The following is a 17,850-nucleotide window of genomic DNA, read 5'->3' on the forward strand; positions in this document are numbered from 1 at the left end:
GTGAAAGGGCGGGCCGGGGGCACAACACACCCCCAACCCCCCAACACGCGCCATTGAGGCCGACCTTGCCCATACCCCACAATCATGCCCAACAGGGGGAGGCGCCGATGCAGCACGCCATCCGCGACGTCCGGGACGTCATCGTCATCGGCGCGGGGCCCACAGGGCTCGCGCTCGCCGTCGCGCTCCGGCGGTACGGGGTCGACACCGTCGTCGTCGACAGGAGAACGGACGGCAAACAGGAGCCGCGCGCCAGCATCGTGTGGCAGCGCGCCCTGGAGGCGCTCCGCGACCTCGGGTGTGCGGACCGGTTCCTGGCGGAGGGACTGCCGCTCGCGCGCGGGGAGTTCCATGTCGGCGGACGGCCGGTCGGGGCGCAGGAGATGGGGATGGAGGACACCGCCTTCCCCGGGCCGCTCGGGATCGAGCAGGACGCCATCGAGGCGATCCTGCGGGGTCGGATGCGGCTGTGGGGGCCGGATGTCGAGTGGGGGACGGAAGCCGTCGGGGTGCGGCTGGGCGAGGGCGGGGCCGAGGTCGATCTGCGGGACGTGGCGGGGGGCGGCACCCGGACCGTCGGGTGCCGGTGGGTCGTGGGGGCCGAGGGGGCCCACAGCCTCGTACGGAAGAGCATCGGCACGCCCTTCGAGGGTGACCGGAGGATCAACCTGCAGTCCCTGCAGATCAACGCCCGACCCGAGTGGAGCCATCCGTACCGCCCGGACGTCACCCGGATCTTCCTCAATCACGGCGTCAGCCTCATCTGCAGCCCCGTTCCCGGCGGCGGCATTCGTTTCTTCGCCTTCTGCCCGGATCCGGATCCGTCCCGCCAAGAGCCGCCCACCCGCGCCGAGATGGAGGATCTGGTCGCCCGTGCGACCGGCGAGGAGGGCGTGAAACTCCGGCCCACCGAGCCGCATTGGGCCAACCGCGCCCGCTTCCACGACCGCGTCGCCGCCCGGTTCCGCAGCGGCCCCGCGCTGCTGCTGGGGGACAGCGCCCATCTGTGGGCCCCGATCGGCGGCCGGGGCCTCAACACCGGTCTGCTCGGCGCCCACAACCTGGGCTGGAAGCTCGCCGCCGTCCACCACGGCTGGTGTCCGGACGCGCTGCTCGACACGTACGAGGAAGAGCAGCGCCGTACGGCCCTCCGCGTGATGCGGGAGATGCGGCGCAACATCCTCGAACTGCCCCCGGACCGGCGGACGCTGGCCGCGATAAGGATGATCCTGCCGACCACCCTGCGCAGCGGGCGCATCAACCGGCGCGGTGGCGAACTGCTCAGCGGCTTCGGGAAGCACCACCGGGCCGGCGCGCTGTCCGAAGGCCGGGCGAGGGGTGCCGGGCCCCGGCCCGGCGACCGGGTGCCGGACTGGGGCGTCGTCAGCGAGACCGGGACCGGGCGGTTGCACGATCTGCTCTCGTACCAGCGGTGGTCGATCCTCGTGACGGGCGACGCGACGGGTGCCGGCACCGCGGACCTGCGGCGGATCGCCGGGCGTTACGCCCTGCCCGTCGCGGCCTTCCGGATCCGCACCGACGCGCTGCCGGACGGCACGCTGCTGCTCGTACGGCCCGACGGGCACGTGGGCCTGCGCGCGCGGGCGACCGACCGCCGGGCGCTCAGGGCCTACCTCGACCGCTGGTCCGTCCAACTGGGAAAGAAATAAGGGGGGAATGATGGATTCAGAGGTGAGTGTGCTCGGGCTGGGGGCCATGGGATCCGCATTAGCGGGTGCCTTTCTCGCGGCCGGCCACCGCACCACGGTCTGGAACCGGACGCCGGAGAAGGCGGAGCCGCTGACCGCCCGGGGCGCGACGGGGGCACGGACGGCCGTCGAGGCCCTGGCGGCAAGCCCGTTGACGGTGATCTGCGTGTCCACGTACGACGCCGTCCTGGAGGTCCTGGAGCCGTCGGCCGCCGCGCTCGGGGGGCGCACGGTCGTCAATCTGACCTCGGGGCCGCCGGGGGACGGGCGGCAGACGGCGGTGTGGGCCGGGCGCCAAGGCGCCGGCTATCTGGACGGGGTGGTCATGTCGACGCCGGGCGGCATCGGGAACCCGGACGTCCTCCTGCTCTACGGCGGTCCGTCGGCCGTCTTCGCCGCGCACCGCCCCGTCCTCGGCGCGCTGGGCGACCCGGTGCACGTGGGGGAGGACCCAGGGCTGCCCTCCATCCATGACACGGCACTGCTGGGGCTGATGTGGAGCACGCTCACCGGGTGGCTGCACAGCACTGCGATCGTCGGGGCCGACGTCGGCGGCGGGGTGACGGCGACGGCGTTCACGGATGTCGCCCTCCGGTGGATGAAAACCGTCGGGGCGTTCATGAACGACTGTGCCCGGCAGGTGGATTCCGGACGGACTCCGGGCGGGGATTTCCCGCTGGATCTCCATCTCACGACGATGGACATCCTGGTGCACGCCAGTGAGCTCCGCGGGATCGACCCGGAGTTTCCCGAACTCTTCCGGGGGCTGGTGCGAAAGGCCATGGCGGACGGCCACGGCGGCGAGAGTTATGCGCGATTGATCGGATATCTGCGGAAGCGGTGACCCCGCTTCGCATTCCGAGGGCAAGTGCCCGGCTGCTGCGGAAGCGGCGAAACCTCTTCCGTAGCAGCACAAACACCGTCAGTGCACGTGCATCTGCTCGTGCCGGGGCATGTGAACCGCGGCTATGATCCGGTGAAGTTGTACCCCCCTGCGGCGGATCCGGGAGTCTCCAGTGCCACACGTCCACAACGGCATGGCTGCATCGGGTATCGATGGCGTCGTCTGGCGGAAGAGCAGACACTCCAACTCGCAGGGTTCCTGCGTGGAGTTCGCGAAGTTGCCGGGTGGCGGGGTTGCCGTTCGCAACTCCCGCCACCCGGATGGCCCCGCTCTCATTTACACCCCCGCGGAGATCGAGGCCATGCTGTTGGGGATCAAGGACGGTGAATTCGACTACCTCGTCGCGGACTGACGGAGGACACGGAAGGCACGGAGGCCCGCGTCAGTCGCGCGGCAGCCGGAACAGCGCCCAGACCACCTTTCCGTGCAGAGCGCCCACCAGGGGGTGCCAGCCCCAGGCGTCGCTGAAGTTCTCCACCAGGAGCAGCCCGCGGCCGTGTTCGTCGCCGGTGTCCGCCTCGCCGGCGACCGGGCTCTCCTCGCTCGGATCGCGCACCGCGCACACCAGCCGCGTCGTCCACCGCATCAGATGGAGGCGTATGGGCGGCTCGTACCCCCCGCCCGGCGCGTCCACCGGGACGGCGTAGCGCATGGCATTGGTCACCAACTCCGAGACGACCAGGGACACATCGTCGAAGATCCCCTGAACCCCCCACTGGTTCAGGGTGATCCGCGTGAAGCGGCGAGCCGTGCGGACCGCTTCGAAGCGGGGTGGCAGGGCGCAGGAAGCGGAGTTCGACACCGCGGAGGAGTCCGTCCGGGGCAGCCCTCGCCAGACGGGGGAGAGCACGGTAGATCCTTCGGTACCCATCCGAGGCACTCCTGCAATCGTGGACGTGACGTGCACGTGCGCGCTCCATGGTTCCCAATGCGCAGGGCGGATGCAAGGGCAGATGCACGTGCACGTGGAGGATTTGGGGGCGCAGAGGAGGGTTGGGGAGCAAATCTTCCTACGCCCCCTTCAGTAGTGCTCCCCGTTCTGGCCGGTATCCGTGACCGGCTGTGCACTCAACGGAGCCCAAAGATGGCAGACTTCGGCGCCGGGGGCCGCGGGGGTCGCCCCCTGGAAGGATCGATCAACACGGCGGACAGACAGGCCGGACCAGACCGGAAGGAAGGGTCGCAGAGATGACCACGAACGAGTCGAGCGGTTCCGTGGTGCGGCGCATACTCCTGGGCTCGCAGCTGCGGAAGTTGCGGGAGTCGCGGGGGATCACGCGGGAAGCGGCCGGTTACTCGATCCGTGCGTCCGAGTCGAAGATCAGCCGCATGGAGCTCGGCAGGGTGAGCTTCAAGACGCGCGATGTCGAGGACCTGCTGACGCTCTACGGCATCACGCGCGAGTCCGAGCGGGAGGCCCTGCTGGGCCTCGCCAGGGAGGCCAACATGGCCGGCTGGTGGCACAGCTACGGCGACGTGCTGCCCAGCTGGTTCCAGACCTACGTCGGCCTGGAGGGCGCCGCGTCGCACATCGGGATCTACGAGGTGCAGTTCGTGCACGGCCTGCTCCAGACCGAGGGGTACGCGCACGCGGTCGTCGTCCGCGGCCAGCCCAGGGCGGACGCCGCCGAGATCGAGCGCCGTGTCTCGTTGCGGATGGAGCGCCAGAAGCTGCTGTTCTCCGAGCGGGCCCCGCTCTTCCACGCCGTCCTGGACGAGGCCGCGCTGCACCGTCCGTACGGCGGCGTCGCGGTGATGCGCGGGCAGCTCCAGCACCTCGTCGACCTCTCCGAGCAGCCGAACGTCACGCTCCAGGTGATGCCGTTCCAGCACGGCGGCCATGCCGGGGAGAGCGGCGCCTTCACCGTGCTGAGCTTCCCCGAGTCGGACCTGCCGGACGTGGTGTACCTGGAGCAGCTCACCGGCGCGCTCTACCTCGACAAGGCGGACGAAGTCGCGCAGTACGAAGGGGTCATGGGCCGTCTGCGGTCCGACAGCCTCTCGCCATCCCGTACGCGCGACCTGATCCGGCAGCGGCTCCAACTCCTCTGATACATCAGTACGATGACGACTGATCAGTACGTCTGAACCCGCGTGCGCCCGTTGGCCACGCACCGGCAGACAGGGATGGCGAATGTCCTACTCCTCCGCGTTCACGGATCTCGCGCAGCAGTACATCGACGGCCGATGGCGCGTCGGCACGGGTTCATGGGACATCGTCGACTTCAACCCGTACGACGGGGAGAAGCTCGCCTCGATCACCGTGGCGGGCGTGGACGAGATCGACGAGGCCTACCGCGCCGCCCGGCGGGCCCAGCGGGCGTGGGGGGACACCAATCCGTACACCCGCCGGCTGGTCTTCGAGCGGGCGCTGCGCATCGTCGACGACCACGAGGCCGAGCTGACCTCGCTGATCATGGCCGAATGCGGGGGCACCGCCGTCAAGGCGGCGTTCGAGCTGAGCCTGGTGAGGGAGTTCCTGCGCGAGGCGCTGCACCTCGCGCTGCGCGCCGAGGGGCGCATCCTGCCCTCGCCGGACGACACCAAGGAGAACCGGCTCTACCGGGTGCCGGTCGGGGTCGTCGGCGTGGTCAGCCCGTTCAACTTCCCCTTCCTGCTGTCGGTCAAGTCCGTGGCGCCGGCGATCGCGCTCGGCAACGCGGTGGTGCTCAAGCCGCACCAGAACACCCCGGTGTGCGGCGGCGGGCTGGTCGCCAAGGTCTTCGAGGACGCGGGGCTGCCGGGCGGGGTGCTCAACGTCGTCGTCACCGACATAGCCGAGATCGGGGACGCCCTCATCGAGCACCCGATCCCCAAGGTGCTCTCCTTCACCGGCTCCGACAAGGTCGGCCGGCACGTCGCGACCGTCGCCGCCTCGCACTTCAAGAAGACGATCCTCGAACTCGGCGGCAACAGCGCGCTGATCGTCCTGGACGACGCGGACGTCGACTACGCCGTGGACGCGGCGGTGTTCAGCCGCTTCGTCCACCAGGGCCAGGTGTGCATGGCCGCCAACCGGATCCTCGTGGACCGGTCCGTGGAGCGGGAGTTCACCGAGAAGTTCGTGGCCAGGGTGAAGTCGCTCAAGACCGGTGACCCCTGTGACCCCGTGACCCACATCGGCCCCCTCATCAACTCCAGTCAGGCGGAGGCGATTACGACCCTCGTGGAGCAGACCGTGGCCGGCGGCGCCACCGCCCTCGTCCACGGGCGGACCGTCGGCACGCTGGTGGAGCCTTCGGTCCTCACCGGGCTGGCCGAGGACGCGCCGATCCTGGGCCAGGAGATCTTCGGGCCGGTCGCGCTGATCATCCCGTTCGACGGCGAGGAGGAGGCGTTGCGGATCGCCAACGCCACCCCGTACGGGCTGAGCGGCGCCGTCCACACCGGGGACGTCGAGCGGGGCGTGCGCTTCGCCAAGCGGGTGGACACCGGGATGATCCACGTCAACGACGGCACCGTGCACGACGAGGCGATCGTGCCGTTCGGCGGCGAGAAGCACTCGGGGGTGGGGCGGCTCAACGGGGACGCGATGGTGGACGCGTTCACCACCACCAAGTGGATCTCCATCCAGCACGGGCGGAGCAGATTCCCGTTCTGACCGTCTTCCCGTTCCGACCGTCGGGGCTCTGCTCATCTAGGACCTGAAGTGTCCTAGTGGGGTCCTACTGTTGATCCGTCAGCCAGAGACGACGGACGGAAGGCGGCAGGACCCCATGCCCAGTCTTGTGATCGAGAAGAACACCGGCGACGAGCTCGGCACGCTGCTCGCCTTCCTCGACGCCCAGCGCGGCGGCATCCGCCGGGCCCTGCACGGGCTGACCGAGGAGCAGGCGGCGTCCCGGCCGAGCGTCAGCGCCATGTCCCTGGCCGGGTTGCTCAAGCACGCGGTCTCGGTGGAGGCCGGCTGGGTGTCCCGGGCACGCGGCACGGATCCGGAGCCGAGCCTTGAAGAAGCGATGAAGCGCTTCGAGGCCGGCTGGCACCCCGACGCGGAGGAGACCGTTCCGGTACTCCTCGCGCGCTGGGAGGAGGTCGCCGCGGAGACCGAGCGCTTCGTCCGCTCCGTGCCCATGGACCGGACCTTCGCGCTGCCGGAGGCCCCCTGGTTCCCCGAGAACGCCCGGGTGTCCACGCGCTGGCTGCTGCTCCACCTGATCGAGGAGTACGCCCGGCACGCGGGCCACGCCGACATCATCCGCGAGACGGTCGACGGGAAGACGGCCTTCGAGCTGGTGGCGGAGGCGGGCGCCTAGGGCCCGCGCCGGCCCGTCGGCCACGCCCTAGGCTGGGCACCCGGGAACGGGCGGGGGAGATGGCGAGGGAGAGATGTCGGCGATCCGGCTGCTGGTGCTGGGCGCGGTGCGTCAGCACGGGCGCGCCCATGGCTACCAGGTCCGCAACGACCTGGAGTTCTGGGGCGCGGGACGGTGGGCCAACGCCAAGCCGGGATCGATCTACCACGCGCTGAAGGCCATGGCCGGCCAGGGGCTGCTCGTGGCCCACGACACCGCGCCCAGTGAGGCCGGCGGCCCCCCGCGCACCGAGTACGAGCTGACGCCGGAGGGCGCGGACGAGTTCTTCCGGCTGCTGCGGGAGGCGCTCTCCGTGCCCCGCCAGCGGCGCGACCTGCTGACGGCGGGCGTCGGGTTCCTCGTCGACCTGCCGCGGGACGAGGCCGTCGCGCTGCTGCGACGAAGGGTGCGGGCGCTGGAGGAGTGGCAGGAGGAGATCCACCGCGACTGGACGCCCGGCGAGGGGGAGGACTGGCGGCACATCGGGGAGATCTCCGGTGTGTGGCTCAACTCCGCGGAGTCGGAGGAGCGTTGGACCCGCGGACTCATCGAGCGGCTGGAGGGCGGGGCGTATGTGATGGCGGGGGAGGGGGATCCGTGGGAGGGGATGAGCCCTTCGGCTCCTGCTCCTGAGTGATTCAGTGATGGAACGCGGTCGCCACCGCTTCCGGACGGCCCAGCGGGCCGGGCTGCCGGCGCAACTCCGGCAGCAGGGCCCGCAGATCGTCCAGGAACAGGTCCGCGAGGTCCAGGGAGAAGCCGTTCCGGCAGACGATCCGGAGCACCGACAGGTCCTCCCTGTGGGGCGGGAAGGTGTACGCGGGGACGAGCCAGCCCCGCTCGCGCATCCGGCGCGAGACGTCGAAGACGTCGAAGACCTTCACGTCGTCCGCCGTCGTGAAGGCGAACACCGGCAGCTCGTCGCCGCGCGTCAGCAGCCTGAAGTCGCCCAGCTCGCCGATGCGTTCGGCCAGTGAGCAGGCCACGTCCCGGGTGTTGCGCTGCACGGCGCGGTAGCCCTCGCGGCCCAGCCGCAGGAACGTGTAGTACTGCGCGGCCACTTGGGCCCCCGGGCGAGAGAAGTTGAGCGCGAAGGTGGGCATGTCGCCGCCGAGATAGTTCACCCGGAACACCAACTCCTCCGGGAGCGCGGCCCGGTCCCGCCACAGCGCCCAGCCCACGCCCGGGTAGACCAGGCCGTACTTGTGGCCCGAGGTGTTGATGGACGCCACCCGCGGCAGCCGGAAGTCCCAGACGAGCCCCTCGTCGAGGAACGGTGCGACCATCGCGCCGGACGCGCCGTCCACATGGACCGGGATGTCGAGGCCGGTCCGTTCCTGGAGCGCGTCCAGCGCCGCACAGACCTCGGCCACCGGCTCGTACGACCCGTCGAAGGTCGAGCCCAGGACGGTGACGACGCCGATCGTGTTCTCGTCGCAGAGCTCCGCGGCGGCCTGCGGATCGAGGTGGAAGCGCTCGCCCTCCATCGGTACCTGGCGTGCCTCCACCTCCCAGAAGTTGCAGAACTTCTCCCAGCAGACCTGGACGTTGGCCCCCATGACGAGGTTGGGGCGGGCGTCGGGCGACGGGTAGCGGTCCGCGTTGCGCCGGGCCCAACGGCGTTTGAACGCCATGCCGGAGAGCATGCACGCCTCGCTCGATCCGGTGGTCGAGCAGCCGATGGTGTTCGCCGGGTCGGGGGCGTTCCAGAGGTCGGCGAGCATCGCCACGCAGCGCCGCTCCAGTTCGGCGGTGCGCGGGTACTCGTCCTTGTCGATCATGTTCTTGTCCCGGCACTCGGCCATGAGCGCGGTGGCCTGCGGCTCCATCCAGGTGGTGACGAAGGTGGCGAGGTTGAGCCGGGAGTTGCCGTCCAGCATCAGCTCGTCGTGGACGAACTGGTAGGCCGTGCGGGGTGTCATGGGGCCGTCGGGGAGGGAGTGGCGCGGGGGATCGACGACCATGTCCGCGACGGGGTCGGCTTCGCCGAAGAAGGGGTTGACGGAGTAGCCGCGCTTGGGGGCGCGGGGGTGGGATCCCTTGTGGAGTGGCATGGGGGACGGGTACCACGGGCGGGGCGGCGCCATGCGGGTTTTTGCCCCCGTCCCGCCCTTTCACCTCCCCCAGAGGGGGTACCCCCACGCAGCAGCACGCTGCGCGCGCTGTCCTCAAGCGCCGGACGGGCTAAATAGCCCGTCCGGCGCTTGAGGACCAACGCGGCGAAGCCGCGTTGCCCGCGCGGCAGCGCGCAAGAAACGGCGAAAGGGCGGGACGGGGGCAAAAACCCCCGCGCCGCCCCCGTGCGCACTACGCCAACGGCGAGATCACCACAGCCGTCCCGTACGCGCAGACCTCCGTCCCCACATCCGCCGCCTCCGTGACGTCGAAGCGGAACATCAGCACCGCATTCGCCCCGCGAGCCCGCGCCTGCTCGACCAGCCGCTCCATGGCCTGGTTACGGGTCTGGACCAAGGTCTTCGTGAGGCCCTTGAGCTCGCCGCCGATCAGCGACTTCAGACCCGCGCCGATCTGGCTGCCGACGTGGCGGGAGCGCACCGTGAGGCCGAAGACCTCGCCGATGACGCGGTCGACCCGGTACCCGGGTACGTCGTTCGTCGTGACCACGAGCACATCGGACTGCTCGTGCTGTCCGCCGCCCCACTCATCGATGCCCATCACGTCCACCTTCGTTCGTGCGGTTTTCCGGATTTCCCGCATTCTTCCGTTCGACCTGCGGGACGCGTGGACGGGACACGGGGTTGCGCCGTCCCCCTGCCCGGTCCCCCTGCCCGGTCGTCCGGTCCCGTCCCCCGGGCCCGTCTCCGGAACCGGGGGGCCGCCCGATGACGTTGATAGCTTGGGAAGGCACGTCCCCTCTTCCCCCGCCTGTGCCCGGGCCTCGCACGAGCCTGCGCCCCCGACCCAGGAGCCTGATCACCCGTGACCCCCGTCACCAACCTCGCGCTCGGCCCGCAGTGGCTGGACGCGGACTATCTGATCGGCCAGTTCGGCCTGCTCGGTGTGCTGGCCATCGTCTTCGCCGAGTCGGGACTGCTGATCGGGTTCTTCCTGCCGGGCGACTCCCTGCTGTTCACCACGGGCCTCCTGGTGACCACGGGGAAGCTGAACGACTACCCGCTGTGGGTGGTCTGCCTCCTCGTCGTGCTCGCGGCCGTCCTCGGCGACCAGGCGGGCTATCTCTTCGGGCGCAAGGTGGGCCCGGCGCTCTTCCGGCGCCCGGACTCCCGGCTCTTCAAGCAGGAGAACGTCGAGAAGGCGCACGAGTTCTTCGAGAAGTACGGGCCGAAGTCGCTGGTCCTGGCCCGTTTCGTGCCGGTGATCCGCACCTTCACGCCGATCGTCGCCGGCGTGAGCCGGATGAACTACCGGTCCTTCCTGATCTTCAACATCATCGGCGGCACCCTGTGGGGCGCCGGGGTGACGCTGCTGGGCGCCGTGCTCGGCAAGATCGAGTTCGTCCGGACGAACATCGAGGCGATGCTCGTCGCGATCGTGCTGGTCTCGGTCGTGCCGATCGCGATCGAGTTCCTGCGGGCCCGTTCCAAGGCGAAGAAGGAGGGGCCGAAGGAGGCGGGGCCGGCGAGCGGCTCCGGCGGGGTGCCCAGCGGGCCGCAGCCGCCGCGGGAGTACGACCAGGTCCCGCCGCACTACCAGGACGTCCAGCCGTATCCGCTGCGGCACCCGGACGGCGAGGACGCGGGCCGGCCGCAGGCGGGCACGCAGCAGCGGCCGCCGCGCGGGCGGCACGCCAAGCGCTGAGACCGCGCGCCGGGACCGCTGCCGGGACCGTCGCCGGTACCGCCCGGGTTCACGTCCGGAACGGCCGAAGTTCACTCGCATCCCATCACCCCCACTGGGCACCCGTACTCCTGATCGGGCATGGTTGACCTGCACAGGAGCGTGGAGGAGAACGCGCAGTGGGTGATCGGCAGCGGGACGGCGGTCCGTCGGAGCCCGGCGAGGACCGCAAACCGCAGAGCGACGAGGCGCGCAGCGCGTTCACGCCACCCCTCGGCGTGCCCCTGCCGCCCGTACCGGAGGACGAGCACCCGACCTCGGAGTTCGCCGTGCCCAAGGGCATCGCCGAACCCGAGGACCGGCACCCGGAAGGGTCCGCCTTCGGCCGGCCCTCGTCGGGCTCCACGACCCAGGGCATCCCCTACGCGGAACTCACACCGCCGCTCGGCGTCCCGAAGGTCAGCCTCCTCAAGGACGCGCCCTGGCAGGACCGGATGCGCACCATGGTCCGGATGCCGGTCGGCGAGCGGCCGGTGCCGGAGCGCCCGGCCAAGGAGGAGGAGGCCGGACCGGCCGTCCCCCGCGTCCTGGACCTGGTCCTGCGCATCGGCGAACTGCTGCTCGCGGGCGGCGAGGGCGCCGAGGACGTCGAGGCGGCGATGTACGGCGTCGCGCACGCGTACGGGCTGCACCGCTGCGAGCCGAACGTCACCTTCACCCTGCTGTCGGTCAGCTACCAGCCGTCCCTGGTGGACGACCCGGTCACCGCCAGCCGCACCGTGCGCCGCCGCGGCACCGACTACACCCGGCTCTCGGCCGTCTTCCGGCTCGTCCACGACATCACCTCGCAGGGGCTCACCCTGGAGGAGGCGTACCGCCGCCTCGCCGAGATACGCCGCAACCGGCACCCGTACCCCGGCTGGGCGCTGACGCTCGCCGCCGGGCTGCTCGCCGGCGCGGCGAGCATGCTGGTCGGCGGCGGGGTCGTGGTCTTCCTGGCGGCCGCCGCGGGCGCGATGCTGGGCGACCGGCTGGCGTGGCTGGCCTCGGCGCGCGGGCTGCCGGAGTTCTACCAGTTCGTGGTGGCCGCGATGCCCTCGGCCGCGATAGGGGTGGCGCTCAGCACCATGGGCGACGTGGTGCACGTCCAGGCATCCGCGGTGATCACCGGTGGGCTCTTCGCCCTGATCCCCGGGCGGGCGCTGGTCGCGGGCGTGCAGGACGGGCTGACGGGCTTCTACATCACCGCCTCGGCACGTCTGCTGGAGGTCGGCTATCTGATCGTCGGCATCGTCAGCGGCGTGCTGATCGTGCTCTACGGGGGTGTGCGGGTCGGCGGGGCCACGCTCAACCCGGAGGCGGCGCTGGAGCGTCAGGAGCGGCCGGTGGTGCAGATCGTCGCGGCCATGCTGCTGGCCTTCGCGTTCGCCGTACTGCTCCAGCAGGAACGTCACACCGTGCTCTACGCGACGCTCAACGGCGGGGTCGCCTGGGTGGTCTACGGGGCGCTCGCCGACACCGGGGGGCTCGACCCGGTGCCCGCGACGGCCATCGCGGCCGGGCTCGTCGGCCTCTTCGGACAGCTGCTCTCGCGCTATCAGTACGCGTCCGCCCTGCCGTACGTGACGGCGGCGATCGGGCCGCTGCTGCCCGGTAGCGCGGTGTACTTCGCGCTGCTGAACTTCGCCCAGAACCAGATGGACACCGGGATGGCCAGCCTCACCAAGGCGGCGACGCTGGCGCTGGCCATCGCGATCGGCGTCAACCTCGGATCGGAGGCGGCGCGGATGTTCCTCGTCGTTCCGGGCGGGCTGGCCCGGCGCGCGGCAAAACGGACGCGCGGCTTCTAGCTTCCGCGCGTCCGTTCAACTCATCGACTCAACTCATCGAGCCGGGGCTCAGTGGTGCGAGCCGCCCGCGGCCTCGAGGCGCTTGTACGAGGCCTCGATCTCGGCCTCGGCCTCGGCGCGGCCGACCCACTCGGCACCCTCGACGGACTTGCCCGGCTCCAGGTCCTTGTAGACCTCGAAGAAGTGCTGGATCTCCAGGCGGTCGAACTCCGACACGTGGTGGATGTCGCGCAGGTGCTCGACGCGCGGGTCGTTGGCCGGGACGCAGAGCAGCTTGTCGTCGCCGCCCGCCTCGTCGGTCATCCGGAACATGCCGACGGCGCGGCACTTGATGAGGCAGCCCGGGAAGGTGGGCTCGTCCAGGATGACGAGCGCGTCCAGCGGGTCGCCGTCCTCGCCGAGGGTGTTCTCGACGAAGCCGTAGTCGGCGGGGTAGCTGGTGGAGGTGAAGAGACGGCGGTCCAGACGGATGCGACCGGTCTCGTGGTCCACCTCGTACTTGTTCCGCGAACCCTTCGGAATCTCGATGGTGACGTCGAACTCCACGAGTGGCTCCTTCATGATCAACACATACGTCTGGTGATTAAGTGTCCCCCACGCAGGTGTGTGGTGGCGAAAGGGGCTGGTCCGTAATGCCCGCAGGCGGACGGTGGCAGACCGTGCGTGGCGTTCTCGTACCGCTGGCGCGGCACCGGACCGCCCGGTTCGTCGCGGCCTCGACCGCGGCGGGCCTGGTCGTTGCCGCGGGCGCGGTGGCGGTGGCCGGCCCCTGGGACGGCGGACAGCGTAAGGCCGAACGGGTCCGCGCCGCAGCCGCCGACCGGGGGCATTCCGCGCGTTCCGCCCCCGGGCGGCCCCCGGCGGGGCCCGTGCTCGCCGCTCCCGCGGCCGGCGGCCGCCCGCCCGCCGCGTCCGATGTGGCCTCCGCGCTGGAACCGCTGCTCAAGGACCCGGCGCTGGGTTCGCACGTCTCGGCGTCCGTGGTGGACGTCACCGGCGGCGGCCGGCTGTTCGGGGCCGACGAGGGCGCGGCGGTCACTCCCGCATCGACGATCAAGCTTGTCACGTCGGCGGCGGCGCTGGCCGCGCTCGGGGGCGATCACCGGATCGAGACCACGGTGATGCTCGGGTCCGACGGCATCGTCCTCGTCGGCGGTGGCGACCCCACGCTCACGGCCCACCCCGCCCCGTCGGGCGAGCGGTTCGCCAGCCTGCCCGCGCTGGCCGACGCGACCGCGCGGGCGCTCAAGGCGCGTGGCACGGCGCGTACGCGGGTGTCGTACGACGTCTCGCGGTACGCCGGGTCCGCGCAGCACCCGATCGGGCCCAACGACAATCTGGCGCCCGTCAGCCCCCTCATGGTCGACGAGGGGCGCCTCGACGACTCCGACCACGGGCCCGCGGAGCGCTCGGCCGACCCCGCGGGGGACGCGGCGCGGAAGTTCGCGGAGCTGCTGGGGGAGCGGGGCGTGAAGGTCGACGGTTCCGTCGAGGAGGGGCGTGCGCCGGCCTCGGCGCGCCGGCTCGCGGCCGTCTCGTCCGCGCCGCTCGCCGAGCTGGTCGAGCGGGCGCTGACCAACAGCGACAACGACATCGCCGAGGCGCTCGCCCGGCAGACCGCCCTGGCGGACGGCCAGCCCGCGAGCTTCGACGGGGCGGGACGGGCGGTCACGGCGCGGCTGTCGCGGCTCGGGCTGCCGACGGACGGGGTGCGGATCGCGGACGGCAGCGGCCTCGACCGGTCCGACCGGGTCTCTGCGGACCTCCTGGCACGCCTCTTGGCGCACGCCTCGGACGCGCGCGCCCCCGAGTTGCGCCCGGTGCTGACGGGTTTGCCGGTGGCGGGGTTCAGCGGGACGCTGCGGGGGCGGTACCAGGAGGATGACGGACGGGGGCTGGTGCGGGCCAAGACGGGCACGCTGACCGGGGTCAACACGCTCGCCGGGACGGTCGTCGCGGCCGACGGCCGTTTGCTGGCCTTTGCGTTCATGGCGGACGGGACATCGGATGCGGAGGGGGCGCAGCGGGCGCTGGACCGGCTGGCGGTGGGGGTGGCGTCGGTGCGGTGAGGGGAATATGCCCCGGCCCCGCCCTTTCACCGTTTCTCGCCGCGCTCCGCGCGAAGCGCCCTCTGGGAGCTTGAGGACACCCGCGCGGAGCGCGCAGAAACGGTGAAAGGGCGGGGCCGGGGCACAAACCCACGCCTGTGCCACCCCGCACGCAGCACGTACCGTGAAGCCATGACGAGCATCGGTGGTGCGGAGATGGTCGACTGGAAGCTCGCGGTGGCGACCGCGACGCGGCTCGTGCGGCCGGGGCCGGACGTCAGCCGCGACGAGGCCCGCGACGTCGTCGCCGAGCTGCGGCGGCACGCCAAGTCGTCCGAGGAGCACGTCAGGTCCTTCACCCGGATGTCCCCGCCGGGCGGCCCCGCCGGCGACACCCCGGTCCTCGTCGTGGACCGGGCCGGCTGGATCCGGGCCAACGTCGCCGGTTTCCGCGCAGTGCTCGGGCCGCTGCTGGAGAAGATGCAGGACCGCCGGAGCAACCTGCCCGGCGGCGCCGTCCTGGGCGCGGTCGGCGGCAAGGTGACCGGCGTGGAACTGGGGATGCTGCTGTCGTTCCTGGCGTCCCGGGTGCTCGGCCAGTACGAGACCTTCGCCCCGGCCACCCGCGAACTGCCCGGCGCCGCCGAGGGCGGCGGCCGGCTGCTGCTGGTGGCCCCGAACATCGTCCACGTGGAGCGCGAACTGGACGTCGCCCCGCACGACTTCCGGCTGTGGGTGTGCCTGCACGAGGAGACGCACCGGACGCAGTTCACCGCCGTCCCCTGGCTGCGCGACCACATCGAGGGCGAGGTCCAGACGTTCCTCGCGGAGACCGAGGTCGACCCGGCCACGCTGCTGGAGCGGCTCCGGGAGGCGCTGCAGACGCTGGCCGGCGGCAGGCCGCCGGAGGACGAGGAGGCGGGCGGCGGACGCAGCATCGTCGAGCTGGTCCAGACCCCCGCCCAGCGGGAGGTCCTCGGCCGGCTGACGGCCGTGATGTCCCTGCTGGAGGGGCACGCCGACTATGTGATGGACGGTGTGGGACCGCAGGTCGTCCCGTCGGTCGCGGAGATCCGCGAGAAGTTCCAGCAGCGGCGGGCCAGCGGTGCGGGCCGTTTGGACGCAGCGCTGCGGAAGCTGCTGGGTCTCGACGCCAAACTGCGGCAGTACCGTGACGGTGAACGGTTCGTGCGCGCTGTTGTCGACGAGGTCGGCATGGAGGGCTTCAACAGGGTCTGGACCTCGCCGAACACGCTCCCGACCAAGGCCGAGATCGCCAAACCCGGGGACTGGGTCGCACGGGTGCACGGACGCTCCGACGGGTGACCCCGCCGCGCCCCATGACGGATGAACGCTCCCGTAATCACCCGTCCGAGGGACCGTGTGCCAGGGGTGGGCGTGCGATGCTCGGGTAAAGGCTCGTCTCTGTCACCATCTACGCACACAGCGTGACTGACGCAGCCCGCACGTCCCCACAACCCCTTCCCGTTGGCTCCTCGTTGGAACGATTGGACACTCGGACATGGGTCCACATCCCGCGGTCGCCGCGATACGCCTGGCGGTCCGCCGCGTACTCCACGACGTCCTCACCCTCGCTCCGCCCGCCGACCCCGCCGGCGGCCCCCGCTCCCCGCTCGTCCTGGCCGCCTGTTCCGGCGGCGCCGACTCCATGGCGCTCGCCTCCGCCCTCGCCTTCGAGGCCCCCCGGCTCGGCGTCCGCGCCGGCGGCGTCACCGTCGACCACGGCCTCCAGGAGGGCTCCGATCTCCGCGCCGCCGAAGTGGCGGGCCGTCTCCGCGCGCTGGGCCTCGACCCCGTCGAGGCGCTCCCGGTGACCGTCGGCAGGGACGGCGGCCCCGAGGCCGCCGCCCGTGACGCCCGTTACGGCGCGCTCGACGAGGCCGCCGAGCGGTACGGCGCCGCAGCCGTCCTCCTCGGCCACACCCGTGACGACCAGGCCGAGACGGTGCTCCTCGGACTGGCCCGCGGCTCCGGCACCCGATCCCTGTCCGGCATGGCCGTCGCCTCCGGCGTCGGCGGCCGCTACCGCAGGCCGTTCCTGGGGCTCGACCGGCAGACCGCCCGCAAGGCGTGCCTGGTCCAGTCGCTGCCCGTCTGGGACGACCCGCACAACGTGGACCCCGCCTACACCCGCTCCCGGGTCCGCCACGAGGCCCTGCCCGTCCTGGAGAAGGCCCTGGGCAAGGGCGTCGTCGAGGCGCTGGCCCGGACCGCGCAGCTCTCCCGCGACGACGCCGACGCGCTGGACTCCTGGGCCGTCGCCGTGGAGCCGTCCGTCCGGGACGACAGCGGTGCCCTGGAGGTCGCCAAGCTCTACGCGCTGCCCGCCGCGGTGCGCCGCCGGGTGCTGCGCCGCGCGGCCATCGAGGCCGGTTCCCCGGCCGGTTCGCTCTTCGCCCGGCACATCGAGGAGGTGGACCGGCTGATCACCGGCTGGCGGGGCCAGCGCGCCATCAACCTCCCCGGGCGCGTCGCGGTCCACCGGCATGGTGGCAGACTGGTCCTCCGGCAGGGCTGATTCGAACGGCCGTGAACGATCACGGTCCGGGCCCGGCCGGTCCGGACCGGGCGGCAGGAGCCCGGACGACCGGACGATCCTCCATCGAACGAGAGTGGCGCGGGTGGACGACAAGGACATGGGCACCGACCTCAAGTCGGTGCTCATCACCAAGGAAGAGATCGACGCGAAGCTGGCCGAGCTGGCCGCGAAGATCGACGCGGAGTACGCGGGCAAGGACCTGCTCATCGTCGGTGTCCTCAAGGGCGCCGTGATGGTGATGGCGGACCTGGCGCGCGCGCTGTCCAACCCCGTCACCATGGACTGGATGGCCGTGTCCTCCTACGGCGCGGGCACCCAGTCCTCCGGTGTGGTCCGCATCCTCAAGGACCTCGACACCGACATCAAGGGCAAGCACGTCCTGATCGTCGAGGACATCATCGACTCCGGTCTGACGCTTTCGTGGCTGCTGTCGAACCTCGGTTCCCGCGAGCCGGCGTCGCTCAACGTCGTCACCCTGCTGCGCAAGCCGGAGGCGGCCAAGGTCGCCATCGACGTGAAGTGGGTCGGTTTCGACATCCCGAACGAGTTCGTCGTGGGGTACGGCCTCGACTTCGCGGAGAAGTACCGCAACCTGCCCTTCGTGGGCACCCTCGCGCCGCACGTCTACGGCGGCTGAATCACCCCTGACCTGGGGGGACGGTCCCCGTGCCGGGCCTCGTGACAGCCGGGAACCCTCCGCGGTTTTCCGCCGTTGGAGGAGGGGA

Annotated in this window: 17 protein-coding genes; 13 read left to right on the top strand and 4 right to left on the bottom strand. The window is 71.4% G+C overall.

Annotation, left to right across the window (positions count from 1 at the left end; all coding sequences use genetic code 11):
* Positions 1-107: 107 nt before the first annotated feature.
* The 3 genes from AB8735_RS20905 (at position 108) to AB8735_RS20915 (ending at position 2,965) form a co-directional block, all read left to right on the top strand.
* Complete coding sequence (locus AB8735_RS20905; RefSeq protein WP_372408768.1) at positions 108-1,670, top strand: FAD-dependent monooxygenase; 1,563 nt, start codon at positions 108-110, stop codon at positions 1,668-1,670.
* A gap of 10 nt (positions 1,671-1,680) precedes the next feature.
* On the top strand, positions 1,681-2,553 hold the full coding sequence (locus AB8735_RS20910; RefSeq protein ID WP_372411882.1) for an NAD(P)-dependent oxidoreductase: 873 nt from the start codon (positions 1,681-1,683) through the stop codon (positions 2,551-2,553).
* A gap of 172 nt (positions 2,554-2,725) precedes the next feature.
* On the top strand, positions 2,726-2,965 hold the full coding sequence (locus tag AB8735_RS20915) for a DUF397 domain-containing protein (RefSeq protein ID WP_344018812.1): 240 nt from the start codon (positions 2,726-2,728) through the stop codon (positions 2,963-2,965).
* 30 nt (positions 2,966-2,995) lie between these two features.
* On the opposite strand, the gene AB8735_RS20920 is transcribed toward AB8735_RS20915, so the two are convergent.
* Positions 2,996-3,484 carry an ATP-binding protein gene (locus AB8735_RS20920; RefSeq protein WP_344018809.1) on the bottom strand — a complete coding sequence of 163 codons (489 nt, stop codon included), beginning with the start codon at positions 3,482-3,484 and terminating at the stop codon, positions 2,996-2,998.
* 317 nt (positions 3,485-3,801) lie between these two features.
* On the opposite strand from AB8735_RS20920, the gene AB8735_RS20925 reads away from it, so the two are divergent.
* The 4 genes from AB8735_RS20925 (at position 3,802) to AB8735_RS20940 (ending at position 7,545) form a co-directional block, all read left to right on the top strand.
* Positions 3,802-4,665: a helix-turn-helix transcriptional regulator gene (locus AB8735_RS20925; protein ID WP_344018806.1), complete on the top strand. Its 864-nt coding sequence runs from the start codon at positions 3,802-3,804 to the stop codon at positions 4,663-4,665.
* A gap of 82 nt (positions 4,666-4,747) precedes the next feature.
* Positions 4,748-6,214, top strand: coding sequence for an aldehyde dehydrogenase family protein (locus AB8735_RS20930; protein WP_372408769.1), 1,467 nt, complete (start codon positions 4,748-4,750; stop codon positions 6,212-6,214).
* A 115-nt stretch (positions 6,215-6,329) separates the two neighbouring features.
* Entirely contained in the window at positions 6,330-6,869 is a 540-nt protein-coding gene (locus tag AB8735_RS20935) for a DinB family protein (RefSeq protein WP_344018802.1), read from the top strand.
* A gap of 73 nt (positions 6,870-6,942) precedes the next feature.
* Entirely contained in the window at positions 6,943-7,545 is a 603-nt protein-coding gene (locus AB8735_RS20940; RefSeq protein WP_344018801.1) for a PadR family transcriptional regulator, read from the top strand.
* 1 nt (position 7,546) lies between these two features.
* On the opposite strand, the gene AB8735_RS20945 is transcribed toward AB8735_RS20940, so the two are convergent.
* Together AB8735_RS20945 and AB8735_RS20950 are read right to left on the bottom strand one after the other, a co-directional pair.
* Positions 7,547-8,962 (bottom strand): glutamate decarboxylase, encoded by a 1,416-nt coding sequence (locus AB8735_RS20945; protein WP_372408770.1) that lies wholly within the window; start codon positions 8,960-8,962, stop codon positions 7,547-7,549.
* Positions 8,963-9,215: 253 nt separating this feature from the next.
* A complete protein-coding gene (locus tag AB8735_RS20950; protein WP_344018796.1) occupies positions 9,216-9,584 on the bottom strand; it encodes a YbjQ family protein in 369 nt (122 codons plus the stop codon).
* Positions 9,585-9,848: 264 nt separating this feature from the next.
* Here AB8735_RS20950 and AB8735_RS20955 point away from each other — a divergent pair, with 264 nt between their 5' ends.
* Positions 9,849-10,688 carry a DedA family protein gene (locus tag AB8735_RS20955; RefSeq protein ID WP_372408771.1) on the top strand — a complete coding sequence of 280 codons (840 nt, stop codon included), beginning with the start codon at positions 9,849-9,851 and terminating at the stop codon, positions 10,686-10,688.
* A gap of 158 nt (positions 10,689-10,846) precedes the next feature.
* Entirely contained in the window at positions 10,847-12,517 is a 1,671-nt protein-coding gene (locus AB8735_RS20960; RefSeq protein WP_372408772.1) for a threonine/serine exporter ThrE family protein, read from the top strand.
* A gap of 48 nt (positions 12,518-12,565) precedes the next feature.
* Here AB8735_RS20960 and AB8735_RS20965 read toward each other — a convergent pair whose 3' ends face one another.
* Positions 12,566-13,063: an inorganic diphosphatase gene (locus tag AB8735_RS20965; RefSeq protein WP_049716339.1), complete on the bottom strand. Its 498-nt coding sequence runs from the start codon at positions 13,061-13,063 to the stop codon at positions 12,566-12,568.
* Positions 13,064-13,149: 86 nt separating this feature from the next.
* On the opposite strand from AB8735_RS20965, the gene dacB reads away from it, so the two are divergent.
* The 4 genes from dacB to hpt all read left to right on the top strand — a co-directional run bounded on the left by dacB (position 13,150) and on the right by hpt (position 17,762).
* On the top strand, positions 13,150-14,586 hold the full coding sequence (gene dacB, locus AB8735_RS20970) for a D-alanyl-D-alanine carboxypeptidase/D-alanyl-D-alanine-endopeptidase (RefSeq protein WP_372408773.1): 1,437 nt from the start codon (positions 13,150-13,152) through the stop codon (positions 14,584-14,586).
* A gap of 171 nt (positions 14,587-14,757) precedes the next feature.
* The gene (locus AB8735_RS20975) at positions 14,758-15,891 is read left to right on the top strand and encodes a zinc-dependent metalloprotease (RefSeq protein ID WP_344018787.1); all 1,134 of its coding nucleotides are present in this window, start codon (positions 14,758-14,760) and stop codon (positions 15,889-15,891) included.
* A 196-nt stretch (positions 15,892-16,087) separates the two neighbouring features.
* Complete coding sequence (gene tilS, locus AB8735_RS20980; protein ID WP_344018785.1) at positions 16,088-17,104, top strand: tRNA lysidine(34) synthetase TilS; 1,017 nt, start codon at positions 16,088-16,090, stop codon at positions 17,102-17,104.
* Between the two features lie 118 nt (positions 17,105-17,222).
* Complete coding sequence (gene hpt / locus AB8735_RS20985) at positions 17,223-17,762, top strand: hypoxanthine phosphoribosyltransferase (protein ID WP_004940393.1); 540 nt, start codon at positions 17,223-17,225, stop codon at positions 17,760-17,762.
* The last annotated feature ends 88 nt before the right edge of the window (positions 17,763-17,850 follow it).

This window comes from Streptomyces luteireticuli (assembly GCF_041519305.1).
Classification (GTDB): Bacteria; Actinomycetota; Actinomycetes; order Streptomycetales; family Streptomycetaceae; genus Streptomyces; species Streptomyces luteireticuli.

Coding starts and splice junctions, on each gene's coding strand:
- dacB (WP_372408773.1), top strand. CDS start 13,150: ATGCCCGCAGGCGGACGGTGGCAGACCGTGCGTGGCGTTCTCGTACCG.
- tilS (WP_344018785.1), top strand. CDS start 16,088: ATGGGTCCACATCCCGCGGTCGCCGCGATACGCCTGGCGGTCCGCCGC.
- AB8735_RS20905 (WP_372408768.1), top strand. CDS start 108: ATGCAGCACGCCATCCGCGACGTCCGGGACGTCATCGTCATCGGCGCG.
- AB8735_RS20910 (WP_372411882.1), top strand. CDS start 1,681: ATGGATTCAGAGGTGAGTGTGCTCGGGCTGGGGGCCATGGGATCCGCA.
- AB8735_RS20935 (WP_344018802.1), top strand. CDS start 6,330: ATGCCCAGTCTTGTGATCGAGAAGAACACCGGCGACGAGCTCGGCACG.
- AB8735_RS20920 (WP_344018809.1), bottom strand. CDS start 3,484: ATGGGTACCGAAGGATCTACCGTGCTCTCCCCCGTCTGGCGAGGGCTG.
- AB8735_RS20940 (WP_344018801.1), top strand. CDS start 6,943: ATGTCGGCGATCCGGCTGCTGGTGCTGGGCGCGGTGCGTCAGCACGGG.
- AB8735_RS20925 (WP_344018806.1), top strand. CDS start 3,802: ATGACCACGAACGAGTCGAGCGGTTCCGTGGTGCGGCGCATACTCCTG.
- hpt (WP_004940393.1), top strand. CDS start 17,223: ATGGGCACCGACCTCAAGTCGGTGCTCATCACCAAGGAAGAGATCGAC.
- AB8735_RS20930 (WP_372408769.1), top strand. CDS start 4,748: ATGTCCTACTCCTCCGCGTTCACGGATCTCGCGCAGCAGTACATCGAC.
- AB8735_RS20950 (WP_344018796.1), bottom strand. CDS start 9,584: ATGGGCATCGATGAGTGGGGCGGCGGACAGCACGAGCAGTCCGATGTG.
- AB8735_RS20975 (WP_344018787.1), top strand. CDS start 14,758: ATGACGAGCATCGGTGGTGCGGAGATGGTCGACTGGAAGCTCGCGGTG.
- AB8735_RS20945 (WP_372408770.1), bottom strand. CDS start 8,962: ATGCCACTCCACAAGGGATCCCACCCCCGCGCCCCCAAGCGCGGCTAC.